We start from the raw sequence: 18,674 nt of genomic DNA, 5'->3' as shown, positions 1-18,674 counted from the left end.
TTGCCAATTCCGCAACAGCAGAGAGGACGTGAGGGTGATGGGCACCACGCTGGAGGAGACGCTGGCCCAGGTCGGCCCGCGGCTCAGGCGCATCCGTACGCAGCGTGAGGTGAGCCTGTCGGCGCTGTCCGAGGCCACCGGCATCTCCAAGAGCACGCTCTCGCGGCTGGAGTCGGGCCAGCGCCGCCCCAGCCTGGAGCTCCTCCTGCCGATCGCGCTGGCGCACCAGGTGCCGCTCGACGAGCTGGTCGGCGCGCCGGACGTCGGCGACCCGCGCATCCGCTGCAAGCCCCTGGTCCGCAACGGCCGGACCGTGATCCCCCTGACCACCCAGCCGGGGCCGCTGCAGGCGTGGAAGTCGATCATTCCCGCCGAGCAGAACCAGCCGCGGCCGGTCACGCACGAGGGCTACGAGTGGATGTACGTGCTCTCGGGCCGCGTGCGGCTCGTCGTGGCCGACCACGATCTGGTTCTGGGGCCGGGGGAGGCCGCGGAGTTCGACACCCGGCTGCCGCACTGGTTCGGCCCCGCCGGGGACGTTCCGGTGGAGGTGCTCAATCTCTTCGGCCGGCAGGGTGAGCGCGTGCACGTACGGGCCAAGCCTCGCCCGCGTGCGGGGAAATGATCGGATTGGTACAGACTCGCCCGGGCTGACCTGGGGAAACTCGACTCAAGGGCTTCCTGGTGATAGGCAGGGATTGTGCTTGAACGCATTCATGAGATACCGGGCGTCATGCTGAGTGCGGATGAGTATCTCGACGACTTCTGGCCGAATTTCCATCAGCTCGACGACGTGTTCTGGAAGCTCGAACGGCGGCAGAGCTTCCGGGGCCGGCCGAGCTGGGTCGCGATGGTGGAGGGCGACTGGGACCGATCGCTCAAGCTGGTCGACGACGGGGCCCGGCCGGTCAGGGAGCGCGAGCGTCCGGCCAGACGGCTCAGGCGGCGGCGGATCAGGATCGTGGAGCAGCCGGTCACGCCGTACCTGCAGTGGGAGATGCACCTGCTGGCGCTGCGGGAGGCCACCGTCGAGCAGGTGCGGGTGCTCGACGCGGGCGAGGTGGCCGAGATCGAGATCGGCCGGCGGTTGCCGGAGCTGGTCGTGCTGGGGACTGTGGCGATGTACGAGGTGACGTACGACGAGTCGGGGACGCACAGCGGGGCGCGGCGGATCGACGACCGGGAAGTGATCACGGCCTGCCAGGGGGAGCTGGACAAGCTGTTCGAGCGGGGGGAAGAGTTCCGGCCCTACTACGAGCGCGAGATCGTGCCGCTGCCCGCGCCCCGGGTGTCCGTCTGAAGAGGGGCATCCTTTGACTCGCCCGGCAGGAAAGTGAAGTGTTGGCTTTCCTGGTCCGCCAGAGCGGCTTCCCGCTGGGGCACACCGTGGCCGGCGTGATCTTCGCTGCCTGCATCGTCGTCGGCGAGCCGCTGTACCGGGCGGTGGCACGACGGGCGGCGGCATGACGGTCCCGGCGGGCTTCGACGAGCTGATCCATCCGCCGACCCGGCTGGGGCTGGTGGCGCTGCTCGCGGCGGCGCAGTGGGCCGAGTTCGGCTTCCTCAAGGAGAGCCTCGAGCTCACCGACTCGGCGCTGTCCAAGCAGGTCTCGACCCTCGCCGAGGCCGGATACGCCGAGGTGCGCAAGGAGGGGGCGGGGCGCCGGCGCCGCACCCTGGTGATGCTGACCCCGCAGGGCCGGGCGGCCTTCGACGGTCATGTCGCGGCCCTGCGGCAGCTCGTCGAGCGCGCGTCCACGCCGAGCGGTGGAGGAACGGCCGGCGCGCAGGCGTAGGGGCTCGGCGGGGTGGCGGGCTCCCGCAGGTCCGCGCCTACGGCAGGGCACCCGGCCCCGCGGCGCGAGCGTCCGCGGCGCGAGCTCCCGCAGCGCGAGCTCCCGCAGCGCGAGCTCCCGCAGCGCGAGCGTCCGCACTTCCCCGGGGCGGGCGGGCGCCCCCGGGAGGGACGGGAGCCGGCGGTCAGATGGGCAGGCCGCCGGTGGCGGAGCTGGTGGAGCCGGTGGCCTGGTAGGCGGCGATGGTGCGCTCGGCGATGCGCATCTGGTGGATCTCGTCGGCGCCGTCCGCGAAGCGGGCCCAGCGGGCGTGCTGGAACATGTTGGCCAGCGGCGTGTCCGTCGAGTAACCGAGCGCCCCGTGCACCTGGATCGCCCGGTCGATGATCCGGTTGAGGCTGTTGGCCACGAAGTGCTTGGCCATCGACACCTCCGTACGGAAGTCCTCACCCTTGTCGATCTTGCTGGCGGCGTGCAGGACCATCAGCTTGCACTGGTACAGCTCCATCGCCGAGTCGGCGATCAGCCACTGGATGCCCTGCTTCTCGGCCAGCAGGGAGCCGTGGCTGTACCGCTTGAGCGCGCGGTCGACCATCATGTCCAGGGCCGTCTCCGCCTGCGAGATCCACCGCATGCAGTGCGCCAGGCGGGCCGGGCCGAGGCGGTACTGGCCCAGGCGGTGACCGTTGCCCCGGCCGCCGAGGATCGCGCTGCCGGGCACGCGCAGGTCCTTGATGACGATCTCACTGTGGCCGGTGGAGCCGTGCATGGTCTCCACCTCGCGCACGTCGTTCCAGCCCGGGTTGGGCAGGTCCACCAGGAAGGCGGTGTTGGCGCCGCGCGAGCCCTCCGGCACGTCCTGCTCGGTCCTGGCGATGAGGATGGCGAAGCTGGCCCGGCGGGCGTTGGAGATGAACCACTTGTGGCCGTTGATGACCCACTCGTCGCCGTCCTGGACGGCGTGCGTGCGGATCAGCGTGGGGTCCGACCCGGCCACCTCCGGCTCCGTCATGGCGAAGCAGGACATCTTCACGCCGTCGAGCAGCGGGCGCAGGTACTTCTCCTTCTGCTCGTCGGTGGCCCAGTGCAGGAGGGTGTGCATGTTGCCCTCGTCCGGGGCCTGGCAGTTGAGCACCCACGGCCCGAGGCGGGTCTTGGCCGACTCCGACTGCACCATCGCCAGCTCCACATGGCCCAGGCCCATGCCGCCCCACTCCTTCGGCATGTGGGGCAGCCACAGGCCCTCCGCCTTGGCCAGGGAGCGGAGGTGGAAGATCGTGCGGAGGTACTCGTCGCGGTCGCCCTCCTTCAAGTCCTCCACGGCGGGCATGACCGTGCCCTGGATGAAGGCGCGGACCCGCTTGCGGATCTCCTCGTGCTCAGGGGCAAGGGTGAAATCGATGGCCATGTCGGGCTTTACTCCTTAACGGGTAGGGCGGGGTAGTGGCAGGCGAGCCAGTGGTCCTGGCCGATCTGCCGGATCTGCGGCTCCTCCTCCGCGCATCTCGCCGCCGCGCGCGGGCACCGCGTACGGAAGCGGCACCCGGAGGGCGGGTCGACGGGCGACGGGGGTTCGCCGCTGATCAACGTGTCGGCGGGCGGCAGGTCGAGGCCGCCGCCCGGGATGGAGGCGATCAGGGCCCGCGTGTACGGGTGCGCGGGGCGGCCGATCAGATCGGCGCTCGGCGCCAGCTCGCACACCTTGCCCAGGTACATCACCATGATGCGGTCGCTGACGTTCTTCACCACGGCCAGGTCGTGGGCGATGAAGACGAGGGTGAGCCGGTAGCGGGCCTTGAGGTCCTCCAGCAGGCCGAGGATCTGGGCCTGCACCGAGACGTCCAGCGCCGACACCGGCTCGTCGCAGATCACCACCTCCGGGTCGAGGATCAGGGCCCTGGCGATGGAGATGCGCTGGCACTGCCCGCCGGAGAACTCGTGCGGCCTGCGCTCGGCCGCCGTCGCCGGGTCGAGGCCGACCGCCTCCAGGACCTCGTCCACGCGGTCGCCCGGCAGGTGCCACACGCGCGGGCCCTCGCCGACGATGTCGCGGACGCGGCGGCGCGGGTTGAGCGAGGAGATGGGATCCTGGAAGATCATCTGGAGGCGCTGGCGGGTCATCCGCAGGGCCTCGCCGCGCAGGGCCGTCAGCTCCAGGCCGTCCAGCCGGACCGAGCCCGAGCGGGGCGGCGGGAGCTGGACGAGCGCGCGGGCGGCGCTCGACTTGCCGCAGCCCGACTCGCCGACGATGCCGAGCGTCTCGCCGCGCGCCAGGTCGAAGCTCACTCCGGAGACCGCACGAACGGTGCGGCCCCGCCCTGCGGGGAACTCCACGACCAGATCCTCCACCCGCAGCAGCACTTCGTCACGGGGGCGCAGGTGCGCGTTTCCGCTACCGGCCACGGCTCTCAACTCCTGACTCGACGTCCGCAGGCTCGCCGCCGTGCGTCTCGCGCGGGTACCAGCAGGCGTACCGGTGGTGGTCCGGGCCGTCCTCGAACAGGGGCGGCGCCTCCAGCTCGCACCGCTCCTGCGCGTACGGGCACCGCGCCCGGAACGCGCACCCCTCGGGCAGGTGCGCCAGGTCCGGCGGCCGGCCGGGGATGACCCGGAGCCGGTGGTGCACGGGGTCGGTGAGCCGGGGCGCGGCCTGCAGCAGCGACTCGGTGTACGGCATCCGCGGCCGCGCGAACACCTCCTGGGCCGGCCCCCGCTCCACCACCTTCCCGGCGTACATGACGATCACCTCGTCCGCCCACTGGGCGACCACCGACAGGTCGTGGCTGACCAGCACCACGGCCATGTCGCGCTCCTCGCGCAGCCGGTGCAGCAGCCGCAGCACCTGGTCCTGGATGGTCACGTCGAGCGCGGTGGTGGGCTCGTCGGCGAACAGCACGTCCGGCCGGCACGACAGGGCCATCGCGATCGTCACCCGCTGCCGCATCCCGCCGGAGAGCTGGTGCGGGTAGCGGCGCAGCGTGCGGGCGGGGTCGGGGATGCCGACGGACGCGAGCAGAGCGGCGGCCTCGGCGCGGGCCTGCCTGCGGCCCATGCGCAGGTGCACCCGGAGCGGCTCCATCACCTGGGTGCCGATCGTGCGGACGGGGTTCAGCGCGGTCATCGGGTCCTGGAACACGGTGCCGAGCCGTCGGCCGAGCACGGCGCGCATCTCGGCGGGGCCGTAGGTGGTCAGGTCGTCGCCCGACAGGTACACGTGGCCGCCCCGGACCGAGGTGCCGGGCAGCAGGCCCAGGATGGATCGGATCAGCATGGACTTGCCCGACCCCGACTCGCCGACGATGGCCAGGGTGCGGCCGCGGTCGAGGGTGAAGGAGACGCCGTCCACGGCCTTGACGACGCCGCGCGGCGTGACGAAGTGCGTGCGCAACTCCTCGGCCTGGAGGAGGGTGTCGCGGACGGGGTGGGTGGCGGTGGGCATCGTGGCGGCGCTCTTCTGGCCTACCGGCTCCAGGCCGATCTCGCGCACGTCGGTCAGCGCCCGCAGCCGGTCGCCCACCAGGTTGAACGACAGCACGGTCAGGAACATGACGATCGAGGGGGCCAGCACGACGTGCGGCGCGTTCTCCATGAGCGTGCGGCCCTCGTTGATCAGGCCGCCCCAGGTGGGGGTGGGCGCCTGGACGGACAGGCCGAGGAAGGCCAGGCTGCCCTCGGCGACCACGACCACGGCCATCCCGATGAAGGCGTACGAGGCGGCGGGGACCGCCACGTTCGGCATGATCTCCCGCCACAGGATGCGCCGGTCGCGGGTGCCGAGCACGCGCGCGGCCAGCACGAACTCGCGCTCGGCGAAGGTGAGGGTGGCGCCCCTGATGAGGCGGACCCAGGAGGGCACGCCGAGCACGCCGAGGACGATCAGCACGTTGCGCAGGCTCGCCCCGGCGAAGGCCACCACGGCCAGCGCGAAGACCAGCGCGGGGAACGCCTGCGCCACGTCATTGACCGCCATGATGACCGCGTCGGCGGCCCGCCGCCGGTAGCCGGCCAGGATGCCGAGGGGCGCGCCGATGCCCAGGCCGAGGAGCACGGCGCCGATGCCGACGCCGAGCGAGACGCGGGCGCCGTACACGACCCGGCTGAGCACGTCGCGGCCGAGCCCGTCGGTGCCGAAGGGGTGCGCGGCGCTGGGCCCCGACTGCGGCGGCCCGGCCAGCGTCTCGTCGTAGCGGGCGAACGGCAGGAAGTCGGCCAGGAGGGCGGCGAGCAGCACCAGCCCGATCCAGCCGGCGGCCAGCCAGATCCCCAGACCCAGCCGCCTACGCACGACGGATCCTGGGGTCGACGGCGGCGTACACCAGGTCCACCGCGAAGTTGACGACCACGTAGCCGACCGAGATCAGCACGACGCCTCCCTGCACCGTCAGGTAGTCGCGGGAAAAGATGGAGTCGACGATGAGCCGCCCGACGCCGGGCAGGCCGAACAGGGTCTCGATGATCACGGTGCCGCCGATGAGCGCGCCCAGGTTCAGGCCGATGGCGGTGATCAGGGTGATCGCGGAGGGGCGCAGCGCGTGACGCCACAGGATGCGGCGCGGTGACAGGCCGCGGGCGCGCGCCAGGGTGATGTAGTCCTCCTGGAGGGTGGCGATCAGGTCGGTACGCAGCAGCCGCGCGTACACGGCGAACTGCCCGCAGCCCAGCGTGACCGCGGGCAGCACCACGGAGGTGAGGTTCCAGCCCAGGTCGACCGAGATCGAGGTCCAGCCGGTCGCGGGCAGCACCCGCCAGGTGACCGCGAACAGCAGGATCAGCAGCACCCCGAGCACGAACACGGGCGTGGACAGCAGCGCGAAGCTGAGCGCGGTGAGCACCTGGTCGAGGGCGCGCCCGGCGCGGCGGGCCGCGGCCACGCCCACCGGGATCGCCATGCCGAGCGCCACGATCTGCGCGGCGACCAGCAGCTCCAGCGTGACGGGCAGCCGCTCGGCCAGCTCGGCGCCGACGGGCATCCGCGTGATGTAGGAGGTGCCGAAGTCGCCGGTGGCCAGGCCGCCGAGCCAGTCGAGGTAGCGCACCAGCAGCGGCTGGTCGAGCCCGAGCTCCTGGCGGAGCTGCGCGCGGGACTCCTCCGTCGCCGACAGGCCCAGGATCTGCGTGACCGGGTCACCGGGCAGCAGGTTGAGCAGCACGAACGACAGGAAGGTCACCACGATCAGCACCACCAGGAGCCGGACGAGCCGGTGGAGGATGATCACTGGCCGCTGACCCAGAGCTGGCCGAACGGGTGGTACGGGATGGGCGAGCCGGTCAGCGGCAGGCCCTTCTCGCCGCTGGGCAGCTTGTGCTCGCCGATGCCGCGCACCTTGCTCCTGGCGATGATGGCGCCGGTGTTGAGGTGGTCGATGAACACGTACGGGACCTGGTCGCGCAGCCGCTGCTGCACGGTGGCGTACGCCTGTTTGCGCGTGGCCTCGTCCGGGCTCATCCGGCCCGCGTCCAGGGCGGCGCTCAGCTTGTCGTCCTTGAGCCTGGTCATGTTGAGCGAGATGGCGCCGACGGGCTTGGCGTAGGCCTGGTGCATCCAGACGTACTCGCCGTCGGGGTCCTGGGCGGAGAACTGGGTCCACACGGTGGCCGAGAAGTTGCCGGTGATGGCCCGGTTGATCAGATCGGCCTGGTCGGCCTGCTTGATCGACACCTCGATGCCGGCCTTGCGCCACATGTCCTGGGCCAGCTCGACGCCCTGCATGGTGTTGGGGTCGGGGGTGGAGATCAGCTCGAAGCTGATCGGGCCCTTCTCCGCCTCGACCTCCTTGACCAGGGCGGTGGCCTTGGCCAGGTCGTAGGAGGGGTAGCCGCCGGGGGCGTACCACGGGGAGTCCTTGGACCAGGGGCCGTCGGCGGGCTCGGTCATGCCGCCGCGCAGGGTCTTGATGACCGTCTCGCGGTCCATGGCATGGGCCATGGCCCGGCGCACCCGTACGTCGTCGAGCGGGGCCGCGGCGGTGTTGAGCAGGAACATGTACTCGGCCACGGCCATGCCCTGCGCCCGGTGCACGGTGTAGGCGTCCTTCATGGCGCCGAACTTGGTCAGGTCCTCGTCGCGGGAGGTGCCGATGGCGTCCACGCCGCCCGCTTCGAGGGTCTGGGCGCGGGTCTGGGTGTCGGGCAGGATCCGGAACTCGATCTCGTCCAGGTACGGCAGGCCCTTCTGCCAGTAGCGCGGGTTGCGGGTGACGACCATGCGGTTGTCCGGGACGTACTCCTTGAAGATGAACGGCCCGGTGCCGACCGGCTTGAGGCTGGCCGTCTTGAGGTCGGTGAGCGAGGCCGGCGGGACGATCATGCCGGTCTGCACGGCCAGCAGGTAGGGGAAGGCCACCCACGGCTGGTTCAGGACGACCTTGACGGTCATCGGGTCGGTCAGCTCGAACGACTTGATCGGCATCATGGCCGCGGCGGTCAGCGGGGACCGCTTCTGAGCTTCGAGGTTGGCCTTGACGATGTCACCGGTCAGGGAGATGCCGTCGGAGAAGGAGATGCCCGACCTGACCTTGATGGTCCATTCGTCGTACTTCTTGTTGGGGGTGAGCGACTCGGCCAGGTACGGCTTCCAGTTGCCGTCCGCGTCCACGCTCACCAGGGTCTCGATGATGGTGCCCGTCATGCTGTAGCTCTGCGCCGCGAATTGGTCGGTGACCGGGTTGAACCCGTTGGCGTCCGCGCTGAGCGCGTACACCAGGCGCCCGCCCTGCGCGGGGCCTGTCGCGGCCGGCGCACTGGACTGGGACTGCGGTTCAACCGGTCGCTGGCCGCTGCACGCCAGCATCACCATCGCGGCCAGCAACAGCGTGGCCGGCATCCTCCAGCGTTTCATTCACGCCTCCTCCCGGCAGATCCCCCGAGAGCAATTTCACCGATAGTACTATCGGTGAAATTCCGCACAAGTAGCGCGAGAGAATCGTTACGGGAGGGGAGGGACTCATGACGGGCACGCCGCTCACGAGGAGTGAGGCGAAGGATCTGACCAGGCGCAGGCTCATCCGCGCCGCCCTGTCGATCCTCGACGAGGAGGGCGAGGCGGGGCTGAGCACGGTCAAGGTCGCCAAGGCCGCGGGCATCGCGCAGTCCAGCTTCTACGTGCACTTCAAGGACATGCAGGAGCTGCTGCGGGTGCTCGCCGAGGAGGGCGGCGAGCGGCTGCGCGGCTCGATGCGCGAGGCGCGGCGCAGGGCCCGCGAGCACCCCGGCGACCTCGACCTGCACCGCGAGACGTTCCGCATCCCGCTGGAGTCGATCTGCCGGCACCCCGAGCTGCTGCGCATCCAGATCAGGGCGCGGCACGACCCCTCGTCCTCGCTGCGCGACTTCGCCGTGGAGACGGCGGCGGCCTACCGCGAGCACCACGCCGCCGACCTGGCCGCCCTCGGCTACACGGCCGACAACGAGCGCGACAGGCGGCGGCTGGAGATGATCGCCGACGGCATCAACGCGGCCACCAACGCGCTGGCCATGGGGCACCTGGAGGGGCGCTACCCCGACCTGGACGAGGCCGCCGACATCCTGACGGCCCTGTCGCGCGGCGCGTTGCGGCTGCTGCGGGCGACCTCGAACAAGCCGGTCAGCGAGCCTCCCGGGCAGCCCTGACCCGAGCTCTCAGCGGAGCAGGTCCGCGGCGACGGCCGCCGCGCCCGCCGCGTCCAGCCGGCCGTCGAGCACCGCCGTGACGACCCGCCTGGTCAGCGTGGTCTCCACGACCAGCGGCGTGTCCCAGGCGAGCGCCTGACCCACGCCCGGATACTCCGCCACCCGCACGAACCACGGGTCGCCGTCCGCCTGGGCGAAGACCAGCGTCCAGTCCCGGCCCTCCGGTGTCGTGCCTGACATGGCCACCCACGGGCCGGTGCTGCCGTGCACGGTCCCTTCGTCCCCCGGCAGGGTGGTCCGCGCCACGGAGGTGCCGGGGGCGCGCCAGAAGAAGCCGCCGTAGCCCGCGCCCGCGCGGCCCTTGGTGGCGGAGCTGTTGATCTCCAGCGGCGCGCCGGTCAGGTTGGTGAGCGTGAACGCGAAGTCCAGCGCCCAGAACTCGCCCACCGGCCTGGCCGTCACCGTGCGCTCCTCGCGGGCCATCAGGCCGCCGGGGCCGGCCCACTCCAGGTGCTCGGTGAAACCGCCGTCGTCCAGCCGGGTGAACGCCACGTGCCGCTGGGCGCCGTGATCGTCCAGCCAGGTCGGCCCCTGGTCCTTCACGTACGTGCGGCCGCCCCAGAAGTTCGCCCCGCCGAGGTCGGAGATGGCCACGCCGACACCCAGATGGTGCACGTGGTCCTCCGGGCGGACCTCGGTCACCTCGACGCCGCCGAGGGTCCGCACCGCGTGCAGGTAGGGGCGGGGGGAGTCGGTGGCGGGCAGGTCGGGGCGCAGCTCGTAGGCGGCCACCGGCCGCTGCGACACCAGCAGCTCCACCCGCGTCCACGGCACGCCGAGCTCGGAGTAGAGGGCCAGCTCCGCCGCGCTGCGCCGGACCAGGTCGGTCACGCCGGGCAGCACCCGGCCGGCGACCTCGCCCTCGGCGTCCCGCTCCACGAGCTGGTGCCGCTCGGGGATGGGCGTCGGCTCGGGAGCCAGCCGGATCGCGTCCAGCACCTGCGTGAACCGCTCGGTGGCGGCGAGCGGCACCAGCAGCTCCGCGCCGGTGCGGACGTGGTCGACGAGGTTCTCCAGCAGCCCTGCCCGGTCGTGCACGGTCGTCGTGACCGACCCGTCGGGCAGCTCCACCTTGAGCCGGTCGTGCGTGTACGTCAGCGTGGCCCGGCCGGCGTCGCCCTGCACCACGAGGTGCGCCTCGCCGCGCAGCGCCTTACCGGGCGGCGGCTCCACGTAGGGCGCGCACAGGGTCGCCGCCATCGTGATCGTGAACCCGTCCGCCAGCCGCACGCGCACGCAGGAGGTGTCGTCCGACTCGATCGGATGGGCGTGGAACAGCTCGGTCTCGATCTCCGCGATCGGGCTGTCGTGCAGGGCCAGCGCGGTGGCGATGGCGTGCGCGAACGGGTTCGTCAGCGCGCCGTCCATGACGTCCACGCCGTTCAGGCGGCGCCGGCCCGCCCAGGGGGCGCGGGTGAAGTAGGCCGACGGGCGGTGCCAGGCGCCCCAGCCGCCGATGCCGCGCACCCGGCCGAGCCGCCCGCTCGCGATCAGCGCGCGCAGCGCGGGGACGGCCGCGGAGCCGAGCGCCTGGAACCCGACCTGGCAGGCCAGCCCGGTCTCGGCCACCACGTCGGCGATCCTGCGCTGCTCCGCGGGGCTGGGCGCGGGCGGCTTCTCCAGCAGCACGTGCGAGCCCGCCCGCAGCGCGGCGATGGCCAGGTCGGCGTGCGTGTTGATCGGCGTGCAGACGATGGTGATCTCCGCGCCGGTCTTGCCGATCAGCTCGCCCAGGTCGGACGACTGCAGCGGCGCGCCGAAGTCCACCTCGACCGGACGCAGGTCGCAGATCCCCACCAGCTCGACCACGCCCCGCCCGGCCAGCTCGCGCAGGATGCCCAGGTGGTGCCGGCCGTGCCCCTGCGCTCCCGCCAGGACGACCTTCACCGGCGCCATCACGACCACCTCAGCCCGAGCCCGGCGTGCCCGCCCGCGCGCAGCACGCCACCCGCGATCTCCACCGGGTACGGCTCCGCCAGCAGCCCCAGCCGGGCGAAGGAGGCGTCCTCCACGTCCTCGGCCATGACGGGCAGCGGCAGGGCCAGCGCGAGCTGCCCGGACACCTCGCCCAGCAGGTGCGGGTAGACCGGCACGTCGTACGTCCTGGCCAGCTCCACGATGCGCAGGAACGGGGTGATGCCGCCGACCCGCACCACGTTCGGCTGGACCACGTCGCAGGCCCCCGCCGCCAGCAGGTCGCGGAAGCCGTAGGCGGTGTAGACGTTCTCGCCGACCGCGACCGGCACGTCGATGGAGCGGCGCAGCTCCACGTGCGCGGCCACGTCGTCGGCGGGCAGCGGCTCCTCGATCCAGTGCAGGTCGAACTCGCGCAGAGCGGCCAGCGCCCGCCGGGCCCTGTGCAGGTCCCAGCGCTGGTTGGCGTCGATCATCAGCAGCCGGTCGGGGCCGATCACCTCGCGGACCGCGGCCACCCGGGCCACGTCCTCGGCCAGGTCGGGCCGGCCGACCTTGATCTTGACGCCCCGGTATCCGGCCGCCACCCAGCGCCTGGCCTGCGCGACCAGCTCGTCGAGGGGGTAGTGCAGGTTGACGCCGCTGCCGTAGACCGGCACCTCGTCGCGCCGCCTGCCCAGCACGTCGGGCAGCGCGTCGCCGCCGCAGCGCAGGTCCCACAGGGCCAGGTCGATCCCGGCCAGCGCGACCGTGGTGATCCCGCCGGGGCCGGCCTCGCGCAGGTGCCGCCACAGCCGGTCCCACACGACCTCGGGGTGCGCGGGCAGCCCGATCAGCGCCTCGCGCAGGTCGTGGTCGAGCAGCGCCTTGACGGCGTGCGCGCCGATCTGCGGCGTCCACGAGAAGCCGGTGCCGGTGCGCCCGTCCTTCAGCGTGACGTGGGTGACGATGACGTGGTTGTACGGCACGTCCTCGCCCCACGGGCGCGGCAGCGACGCCGTGCGCAGCTCCGTGCGAAGGTCGGCGATGGTCATGACGTGGCCCGTTCGAGACCGGTCTTGATCAGCGCCTCCAGCTCGGCCAGGTGCTCGTCGCTCACCTCGACCAGCGGCGGGCGGACGGCGCCGACGTCCAGGCCGCGCAGCCGCACGCCGGCCTTGACCAGGGCGACCGGGTAGCCGGGCACCTTGCCGCGCAGGCGGACGAGCGGCGCGTAGAACTCGGTGAGCAGCCGCTCGTCACCGTTGAGGTAGGCCAGCGCGATCTCGGGCGCGAACGCGAACACGGCGCTGGAGTAGAGCTCCACGCCGATGCCGCGGTAGGCGGGCATGGTCAGCTCGGCCGTCGGCAGCCCGTTGAAGAACAGGAAGTCCGGGTGCTTCTCGCGCACCGCCAGCACGGTGCGCTGCATGCGGTCGATGTCGCCCAGGCCGTCCTTGAGCCCGATCACGCCGGGGACGCCGGCCAGCTCCACCACGGCGTCCGGCTCCAGCACGACCGAGCCGCGCTGGTAGACGATCACCGGCAGCACCTCGGCGACCGCCCGCACGTACGCCGTGAAGCCGTGCCCGGGCCCCTGGGCCAGGTACGGCGGCATGAGCAGCAGCCCGTCGGCGCCCGCCTCGCGCGCCGCCCGTGCCTGGTTCAGCGCAGCGCCGAGCGGCCCGCCCGCGCCCGCGAACACCGGCACCCGGCCGGCCACGACCTCCGCCGCGATCCGCGTGGCCCGCGCGTGCTCGGACTCCGACAGCGCCGAGAACTCGCCGGTGCCGCAGGCCACGAAGACGCCGCCCGGCCCGTGCTCCATGCCCTGCCGGACGTGCTCGGCCAGCACCTGCTCGGCGAGCGTGCCGTCGGCGTCGAAGGGGGTCACGGGAAAGAACAGCACACCGCTGAGGTTCATTCGGCTTCTTCCTTGAGTTCGGTACGCCAGCTGCGCTTGGGCTGCCAGCCGAGCAGGCGCTCTGCCTTGGCGGTCGAGAAGGCGGGGGTGGTGCCGGTGAGGCCGGAGGCGTACGCCTCGGTGCCGGGCACGACCTGCGGGAGCAGGTCGGCCAGCGGCTTCCTGGCCAGTGCGTCGGCCGCGCCGGCGAAGAAGACCTCGCCGTTCGGCAGGTCGGGCAGCGCCTCGGCGAGCACGGTGATCATCTCGGCGGCGTCGCGGGAGTCGATGTAGTTGAACAGCGACACCCCGCCCAGCTCCGGCCGGTCGAGCCGCTCGCGAACCGTGTGGCCGGACTGCGTGGGCGCGCCGGCCCACTCCTCCGGCGGGATCACGAAGCACGGCCGGACGGCGGCCAGCTTCGTGCCGCCCGCCCTGGCGTACGCCTTCATCGTCTCCTCGGCCGTCACCTTGGACAGGTTGTAGGCGTTCCACGGGCGCACCGGGTGCTCCTCGTCGATCGGCAGGTACTGCGGCGTCCAGCCGCCGGGCGCGCCGTATCCCATGACGGTGGGGCTGCTGGCCACCACCACGCCCGGCACGCCCAGGGCCACCGACGCCGAGCACACGTTGTACGCGAGCTGCGTGTTGACCGTGAAGATCACCGATTCCGGGACGCTGAACGGGGTGGCGATGGCGGCCAGGTGGATCACCGACTCGGGCCTGAACCTGGCCAGGACCTCGAACGTCTCACCGGTGTCGGTGAGGTCGGCCGGCAAGGTGACGGCTGCCTCCGGCGGGGTGCCTGGGGCGCGGTCGACGCCGATGACCTCGTGCCCGGCCGCCGCGAGCGTGCTGACCACGCTGCGGCCGAGGCGTCCTGCGCTTCCGGTGACGAGGACTCTGCTCACCGTGTGGGGCTCCTTCAAGACTGCAAACAGTTGCACTAAACCTTCATGTCCGGAAGGGTGAGGCGTCAAGAGGTGATTTCGTCACCGCCCGTCTAGCTGGGGGTTCCTAGGGGCTTCCGTTTCATGGACGTGCGGCAAGCGCTTTCATCGTACTCATGGGTTCTGCAAGCGGTTGCGTTAGGGTGTGCGACTGTGACAGTGACGATTCGTGATGTGGCCAGGGCCTCCGGCGTGCATGTGTCGACGGTGTCCCGGACGTTCTCCGCGCCGCACATGGTGAACGCCGCCACCCGCACCAGGGTGCTCACCGTGGCCGAGGAGCTCGGCTACCGGCCGAACCGGGCGGCCAGGGCGCTCACGACCGGGCGTACCCACAATCTGGGCCTCATTGTGGCCGACATCGCCAACCCGTTCTTCCCGCCGCTGATCAAGGCGGCGCACTCGGCGGCCCGCCAGCGCGACTACCACCTGTTCGTGGCCGACACGGACGAGGAGCCGGCGGCCGAGGAGGAGCTGATCCAGGCCTTCTCCAAACAGGTGGACGGCGTGGTGCTGTGCAGCCCGCGCTCGTCGAACAAGGCGCTGGAACGGCTGGCCGAGCGGGTGCCGTTCGTGGTGATCAACCGGCGGCTGCGCGGCGCGGCCACGGTCCTGATGGACGTCGGGCACGGGGCGAGGCTGGCCGTCGAGCATCTGGCCGGGCTGGGGCACCGGCGGGTCGCGCTGGTGTCGGGGCCCGCCGGGTCGTGGACGAGCGCGGAGATCCGTACGGCGGCCGAGCAGGTGCCGGGCGTGGAGCTCGTCGTCATCGGCCCGAACGCGCCCACCGAGCGCGGCGGGTTCGCCGCGGCGGGCCGGGTGCGCGACTCCGGGGTGACGGGCGTGCTGGCCTACAACGACCTGGTGGCCATCGGGCTCATCGAGGGGCTCGGCGACCTCGGGATGAGCGTGCCCGAGGACATGAGCGTGGTCGGGATAGACGACATCGTGCCCGGCCGGCTGAACCGTCCGAAGCTCACCACCGTGGCCATGCCGACGGCCGCGGCGGGGCGGCTCGCGGTGGATCTGCTCATCCAGGAGGTGAGCGCCACCACCTCGCTGGAGACGCGCCTCGTGATCAGGGACTCCACCGCAGCTCCGCGGTAGTTCCGTGATAGCTCTGCGTCTGCAAACGGTTGTACTAAACCGGATCGTAATTCATCAGACTTATTGGGCGGGCACGCGTGCTAGCTGGGCAAACGCCGTGGCGATATATCGGTAACGGCTATGTAACGCCTGCAAAGGGTTGACGTAACTTTCCCGCCAGCTATAGGAAAGCGCTATCCATTCACTTCTCGCCGGAAGGTCCGTGATGACTGAAGTTTCGGTGGCGGTGAAACCCAAGCGTGCGGTGCAGCCACCCGCCCGCGGCGGTCATCGCTCCACGAAACGGTCCCGCCGGGAGGCACGGGCCGCCTACCTCTTCCTGGCCCCATGGTTCGTCGGGCTGCTCGTCATCACGATCGGTCCGATCTTCGCCTCCCTCTACCTGTCGTTCACCGACTACAGCCTCCTGGAGGAGGCCCAGTGGGTCGGGTTCGACAACTACGTCAAGATGTTCACCGAGGACCCGAGGTTCCTGAACTCGCTGAAGGTGACCACGATCTACGTGGTCGTCTCGGTCCCGATGCAGCTCGCCTTCGCCCTCGCCCTCGCCCTGGTGCTCGACCGGGGGCTGCGCGGCCTGTCGTTCTACCGCTCGATCTTCTACCTGCCCTCGCTGCTGGGCGGCAGCGTCGCGATCGCGATCCTGTGGCGCAAGGTCTTCGGCGCCGACGGCCTGGTGAACGCGGTGCTGGGGATCTTCGGCATCGAGGGGCAGGGCTGGGTGGGCCACCCCGACTACGCGCTGGGCACGCTGATCCTCCTGCACGTGTGGACGTTCGGCGCACCGATGATCATCTTCCTGGCCGGCCTCCGGCAGATCCCCGCCAGCTACTACGAGGCGGCCTCCGTGGACGGCGCCGGCGTGTGGCGGCAGTTCCGGTCGATCACGCTGCCGCTGCTGACGCCGATCATCTTCTTCAACCTCGTGCTGGAGCTCATCAAGTCGTTCCAGTCGTTCACGCAGGCGTTCATCGTCAGCGGTGGAAAGGGCGGCCCCGCCGACTCCACGCTGTTCTACACGCTCTACCTCTACCTAGAGGGCTTCAAGAACTACGACATGGGCTACGCCGCCGCGATGGCGTGGGTCCTGCTGATCATCATCGCCGCCCTCACCGGGGTGAACTTCCTCGCTTCCAAGTATTGGGTCTTCTATGGCGACACCAAGTAGGCCGGTTCCGGTCCTGTTCCGCCCGTTCAGGGGCGGGCGGGTGGCCAAGCACATCCTGCTGATCGGCTTCGGCCTGGTCATGCTCTATCCCCTGCTGTGGATGATCTCCAGCTCCCTCAAGCCGGAGGAGCTCATCTTCCGCGAGCCGGGCCTGTGGCCCAGCCAGGTGACGCTGGAGAACTACACCGACGGCTGGTACGCGCTCAAGCACCCCTTTGGCTACTACCTGTGGAACTCCGCGGTCGTCACCGGCATCTCGGTGGTGGCGAACCTGGTGGCCTGCTCGCTGGCCGCCTACGCCTTCGCCCGGCTGAGCTTCCCGCTCAAGTCGTTCTGGTTCGCGATCATGCTGGGCACGATCATGCTGCCGCACCACGTGACGATCGTGCCGCAGTACATCATGTTCTCCGAGCTCGACCTGATCAACACGATCTGGCCGCTGGTCATGCCGAAGATCCTGGCCACCGACGCGTTCTTCATCTTCCTCATGGTGCAGTTCATCCGCACCCTGCCCCGGGAGCTGGACGAGGCGGCGGAGATCGACGGCGCCGGCTACTGGCGGATCTTCATCAGGGTCGTCATGCCGCTGTGCATGCCGGCGCTGGCCACGACCGCGATCTTCACGTTCATCTGGACGTGGAACGACTTCCTCAGCCAGCTCCTGTACCTCAACAATCCCGACAACTTCACCGTACCGGTAGCGTTGCGCACGTTCCTGGACGCCAGCAGCGATTCGTCGTGGGGCCCGATGTTCGCCATGTCGATCATCGCGCTCGGCCCCATCTTCGGGTTCTTCCTGGCCGGCCAGAAATACCTGATCCGTGGTGTCGCCACCACGGGCCTGAAGTAGATCCTCCACCCCCCAACAGTGAACACCCATAGGAGGTAGAGCCGTGAGCTCTGGCAAGAAGATGTGGTCGGCGGCCCTGCTCGCCACCGCTGTGCTGGCGGTGACCGCGGCCTGCGGCAGTGGCGGCGACGGCGGCGGACAGACCGCCGACGGCAAGATCAAGCTGCGCTTCTCCTACTGGGGCAGCGACGCTCGGCAGAAGATGACCGAAGAGGCCATGAAGAAGTTCGAGGCCAAGAACCCGAACATCGACGTGGAAGGCGAGTTCTCCGACTTCGCGAGCTACTACGAGACGCTCTCCACGAAGGTCGCGGGCAGCGACGCGCCGGACGTCATCAGCCTGGAGATCCGCGGCCTGCGCGAGTACGCCGACCGCGGCACCCTCGCCGACCTGACCGGCAAGGTCAACACCGCCGACGTCGACGCCAAGGTCCTGGCCACCGGCGCCATCGACAGCAAGCAGTACGCCATCCCCACCGGCGTCAACGCCTTCTCCCTGATCGTCAACAAGGGCCTGGTCGAGCAGGCCAAGGCCACGCTCCCCGACGACAAGACGTGGACGTGGGAGGAGTACGTCGAGCTGTCCAACAAGATCACCGCCGGCGGCGGCGGCAAGATCACCGGTACGCAGCTCAGCTGGAACCCCGCCTACCTGCAGATCTACGCCGCGCAGAAGGGCGAGCCGTTCTACAACGGCAACAAGCTCGGCGTGTCGCCCCAGACCATCACCGAGTGGTGGGGGATCATGCAGAACCTGATCAAGGGCAAGGGCGCCCCCGAGGCCGCCAAGAGCGCCGAGATCGGCGCCACCAGCATCGACCAGTCGCTGATCGGCACCAACACCGGCGCCATGGGCATGTGGTGGAGCAACCAGCTCGGCGCGGCCAGCAAGGCGTCGGGCCAGCAGCTGGACCTGCTGCGGATGCCGAAGATCAAGGGCGCCACCACGGGCGGCATGTTCACCCAGCCGGCCATGTTCTACAGCGCCTCCTCCAAGAGCGAGCACGCCGCCGAGGCCGCGAAGTTCATCGACTTCATGATCAACGACCCGGAGGCGGGCGCGATCATCCTGAGCGACCGCGGCCTGCCGGCCAGCTCCAAGGTGCTCGCGGCGGTCCGGGACAAGCTTCCCGAGGCCGACCAGAAGACGCTGGCCTTCCTGGAGGAGGCCAAGGGTGAGCTGACCGACCCGCCGGCCGCCCCGCCGAAGGGCGCCAGCGCCATGGAGGAGATCCTCACGCGTTACTCGGAGGAGGTCATGTTCGGCCGCCAGACCCCGGAGGACGCCGCGCAGAAGTTCATCACGGAGGCCAACGCCTCCATCGCGGGCTGAGGAGAG

General features: G+C 70.8%; 18 protein-coding genes. 9 read left to right on the top strand and 9 right to left on the bottom strand.

Going from position 1 to position 18,674, the window contains the following annotated elements:
* Nucleotides 1-37 precede the first annotated feature (37 nt).
* From HD597_RS42570 to HD597_RS42560, 4 genes are all read left to right on the top strand, one after another.
* On the top strand, nucleotides 38-625 hold the full coding sequence (locus tag HD597_RS42570) for a helix-turn-helix domain-containing protein (RefSeq protein ID WP_253759697.1): 588 nt from the start codon (nucleotides 38-40) through the stop codon (nucleotides 623-625).
* 108 nt (nucleotides 626-733) lie between these two features.
* Nucleotides 734-1,300 (top strand): DUF6879 family protein, encoded by a 567-nt coding sequence (locus HD597_RS42565; protein ID WP_253750977.1) that lies wholly within the window; start codon nucleotides 734-736, stop codon nucleotides 1,298-1,300.
* A 41-nt stretch (nucleotides 1,301-1,341) separates the two neighbouring features.
* Nucleotides 1,342-1,467, top strand: a complete 126-nt coding sequence (locus tag HD597_RS65165) for a hypothetical protein (RefSeq protein WP_276083165.1) — start codon at nucleotides 1,342-1,344, stop codon at nucleotides 1,465-1,467.
* On the top strand, nucleotides 1,464-1,796 hold the full coding sequence (locus HD597_RS42560) for a winged helix-turn-helix domain-containing protein (RefSeq protein WP_253750974.1): 333 nt from the start codon (nucleotides 1,464-1,466) through the stop codon (nucleotides 1,794-1,796). Before HD597_RS65165 ends, HD597_RS42560 begins: the two co-directional genes overlap by 4 nt.
* A gap of 184 nt (nucleotides 1,797-1,980) precedes the next feature.
* On the opposite strand, the gene HD597_RS42555 is transcribed toward HD597_RS42560, so the two are convergent.
* The 5 genes from HD597_RS42555 to HD597_RS42535 are packed head-to-tail and all read right to left on the bottom strand — an operon-like array spanning nucleotide 1,981 to nucleotide 8,634.
* The gene (locus tag HD597_RS42555) at nucleotides 1,981-3,204 is read right to left on the bottom strand and encodes an acyl-CoA dehydrogenase family protein (RefSeq protein ID WP_253750971.1); all 1,224 of its coding nucleotides are present in this window, start codon (nucleotides 3,202-3,204) and stop codon (nucleotides 1,981-1,983) included.
* An 8-nt stretch (nucleotides 3,205-3,212) separates the two neighbouring features.
* Nucleotides 3,213-4,199, bottom strand: coding sequence for an ABC transporter ATP-binding protein (locus tag HD597_RS42550; RefSeq protein WP_253750969.1), 987 nt, complete (start codon nucleotides 4,197-4,199; stop codon nucleotides 3,213-3,215).
* Nucleotides 4,189-6,081: a dipeptide/oligopeptide/nickel ABC transporter permease/ATP-binding protein gene (locus HD597_RS42545; protein ID WP_253750966.1), complete on the bottom strand. Its 1,893-nt coding sequence runs from the start codon at nucleotides 6,079-6,081 to the stop codon at nucleotides 4,189-4,191. Before HD597_RS42545 ends, HD597_RS42550 begins: the two co-directional genes overlap by 11 nt.
* The gene (locus HD597_RS42540) at nucleotides 6,074-7,012 is read right to left on the bottom strand and encodes an ABC transporter permease (protein WP_253750963.1); all 939 of its coding nucleotides are present in this window, start codon (nucleotides 7,010-7,012) and stop codon (nucleotides 6,074-6,076) included. Before HD597_RS42540 ends, HD597_RS42545 begins: the two co-directional genes overlap by 8 nt.
* Entirely contained in the window at nucleotides 7,009-8,634 is a 1,626-nt protein-coding gene (locus tag HD597_RS42535; RefSeq protein ID WP_253750961.1) for an ABC transporter substrate-binding protein, read from the bottom strand. The genes HD597_RS42540 and HD597_RS42535 overlap by 4 nt, the downstream gene beginning before the upstream one ends.
* Before the next feature lie 107 nt (nucleotides 8,635-8,741).
* Here HD597_RS42535 and HD597_RS42530 point away from each other — a divergent pair, with 107 nt between their 5' ends.
* On the top strand, nucleotides 8,742-9,404 hold the full coding sequence (locus HD597_RS42530; protein WP_253750958.1) for a TetR family transcriptional regulator: 663 nt from the start codon (nucleotides 8,742-8,744) through the stop codon (nucleotides 9,402-9,404).
* Between the two features lie 9 nt (nucleotides 9,405-9,413).
* Here HD597_RS42530 and HD597_RS42525 read toward each other — a convergent pair whose 3' ends face one another.
* Genes HD597_RS42525 through HD597_RS42510 form a run of 4 tightly spaced genes read right to left on the bottom strand, consistent with a single transcriptional unit; the run spans nucleotide 9,414 to nucleotide 14,171 of the window.
* Entirely contained in the window at nucleotides 9,414-11,360 is a 1,947-nt protein-coding gene (locus HD597_RS42525) for a DUF6807 family protein (protein ID WP_253750955.1), read from the bottom strand.
* Entirely contained in the window at nucleotides 11,360-12,412 is a 1,053-nt protein-coding gene (locus tag HD597_RS42520; protein ID WP_253750951.1) for a mandelate racemase/muconate lactonizing enzyme family protein, read from the bottom strand. Before HD597_RS42520 ends, HD597_RS42525 begins: the two co-directional genes overlap by 1 nt.
* A complete protein-coding gene (locus HD597_RS42515; protein ID WP_253750947.1) occupies nucleotides 12,409-13,281 on the bottom strand; it encodes a 5-dehydro-4-deoxyglucarate dehydratase in 873 nt (290 codons plus the stop codon). The genes HD597_RS42520 and HD597_RS42515 overlap by 4 nt, the downstream gene beginning before the upstream one ends.
* A complete protein-coding gene (locus HD597_RS42510; RefSeq protein WP_253750944.1) occupies nucleotides 13,278-14,171 on the bottom strand; it encodes an NAD-dependent epimerase/dehydratase family protein in 894 nt (297 codons plus the stop codon). Before HD597_RS42510 ends, HD597_RS42515 begins: the two co-directional genes overlap by 4 nt.
* 192 nt (nucleotides 14,172-14,363) lie before the next feature.
* On the opposite strand from HD597_RS42510, the gene HD597_RS42505 reads away from it, so the two are divergent.
* The 4 genes from HD597_RS42505 to HD597_RS42490 all read left to right on the top strand — a co-directional run bounded on the left by HD597_RS42505 (nucleotide 14,364) and on the right by HD597_RS42490 (nucleotide 18,668).
* A complete protein-coding gene (locus HD597_RS42505) occupies nucleotides 14,364-15,317 on the top strand; it encodes a LacI family DNA-binding transcriptional regulator (protein ID WP_253750941.1) in 954 nt (317 codons plus the stop codon).
* A 205-nt stretch (nucleotides 15,318-15,522) separates the two neighbouring features.
* Nucleotides 15,523-16,485, top strand: a complete 963-nt coding sequence (locus HD597_RS42500) for a carbohydrate ABC transporter permease (RefSeq protein ID WP_253750938.1) — start codon at nucleotides 15,523-15,525, stop codon at nucleotides 16,483-16,485.
* A complete protein-coding gene (locus HD597_RS42495) occupies nucleotides 16,469-17,335 on the top strand; it encodes a carbohydrate ABC transporter permease (protein ID WP_253750935.1) in 867 nt (288 codons plus the stop codon). The genes HD597_RS42500 and HD597_RS42495 overlap by 17 nt, the downstream gene beginning before the upstream one ends.
* 43 nt (nucleotides 17,336-17,378) lie before the next feature.
* Complete coding sequence (locus tag HD597_RS42490; RefSeq protein WP_253750932.1) at nucleotides 17,379-18,668, top strand: extracellular solute-binding protein; 1,290 nt, start codon at nucleotides 17,379-17,381, stop codon at nucleotides 18,666-18,668.
* Nucleotides 18,669-18,674 lie beyond the last annotated feature (6 nt).

This window comes from Nonomuraea thailandensis (assembly GCF_024172165.1).
GTDB classification, from domain to species: domain Bacteria; phylum Actinomycetota; class Actinomycetes; order Streptosporangiales; family Streptosporangiaceae; genus Nonomuraea; species Nonomuraea thailandensis.
This window is presented reverse-complemented; position numbering and strand designations above follow the sequence as displayed.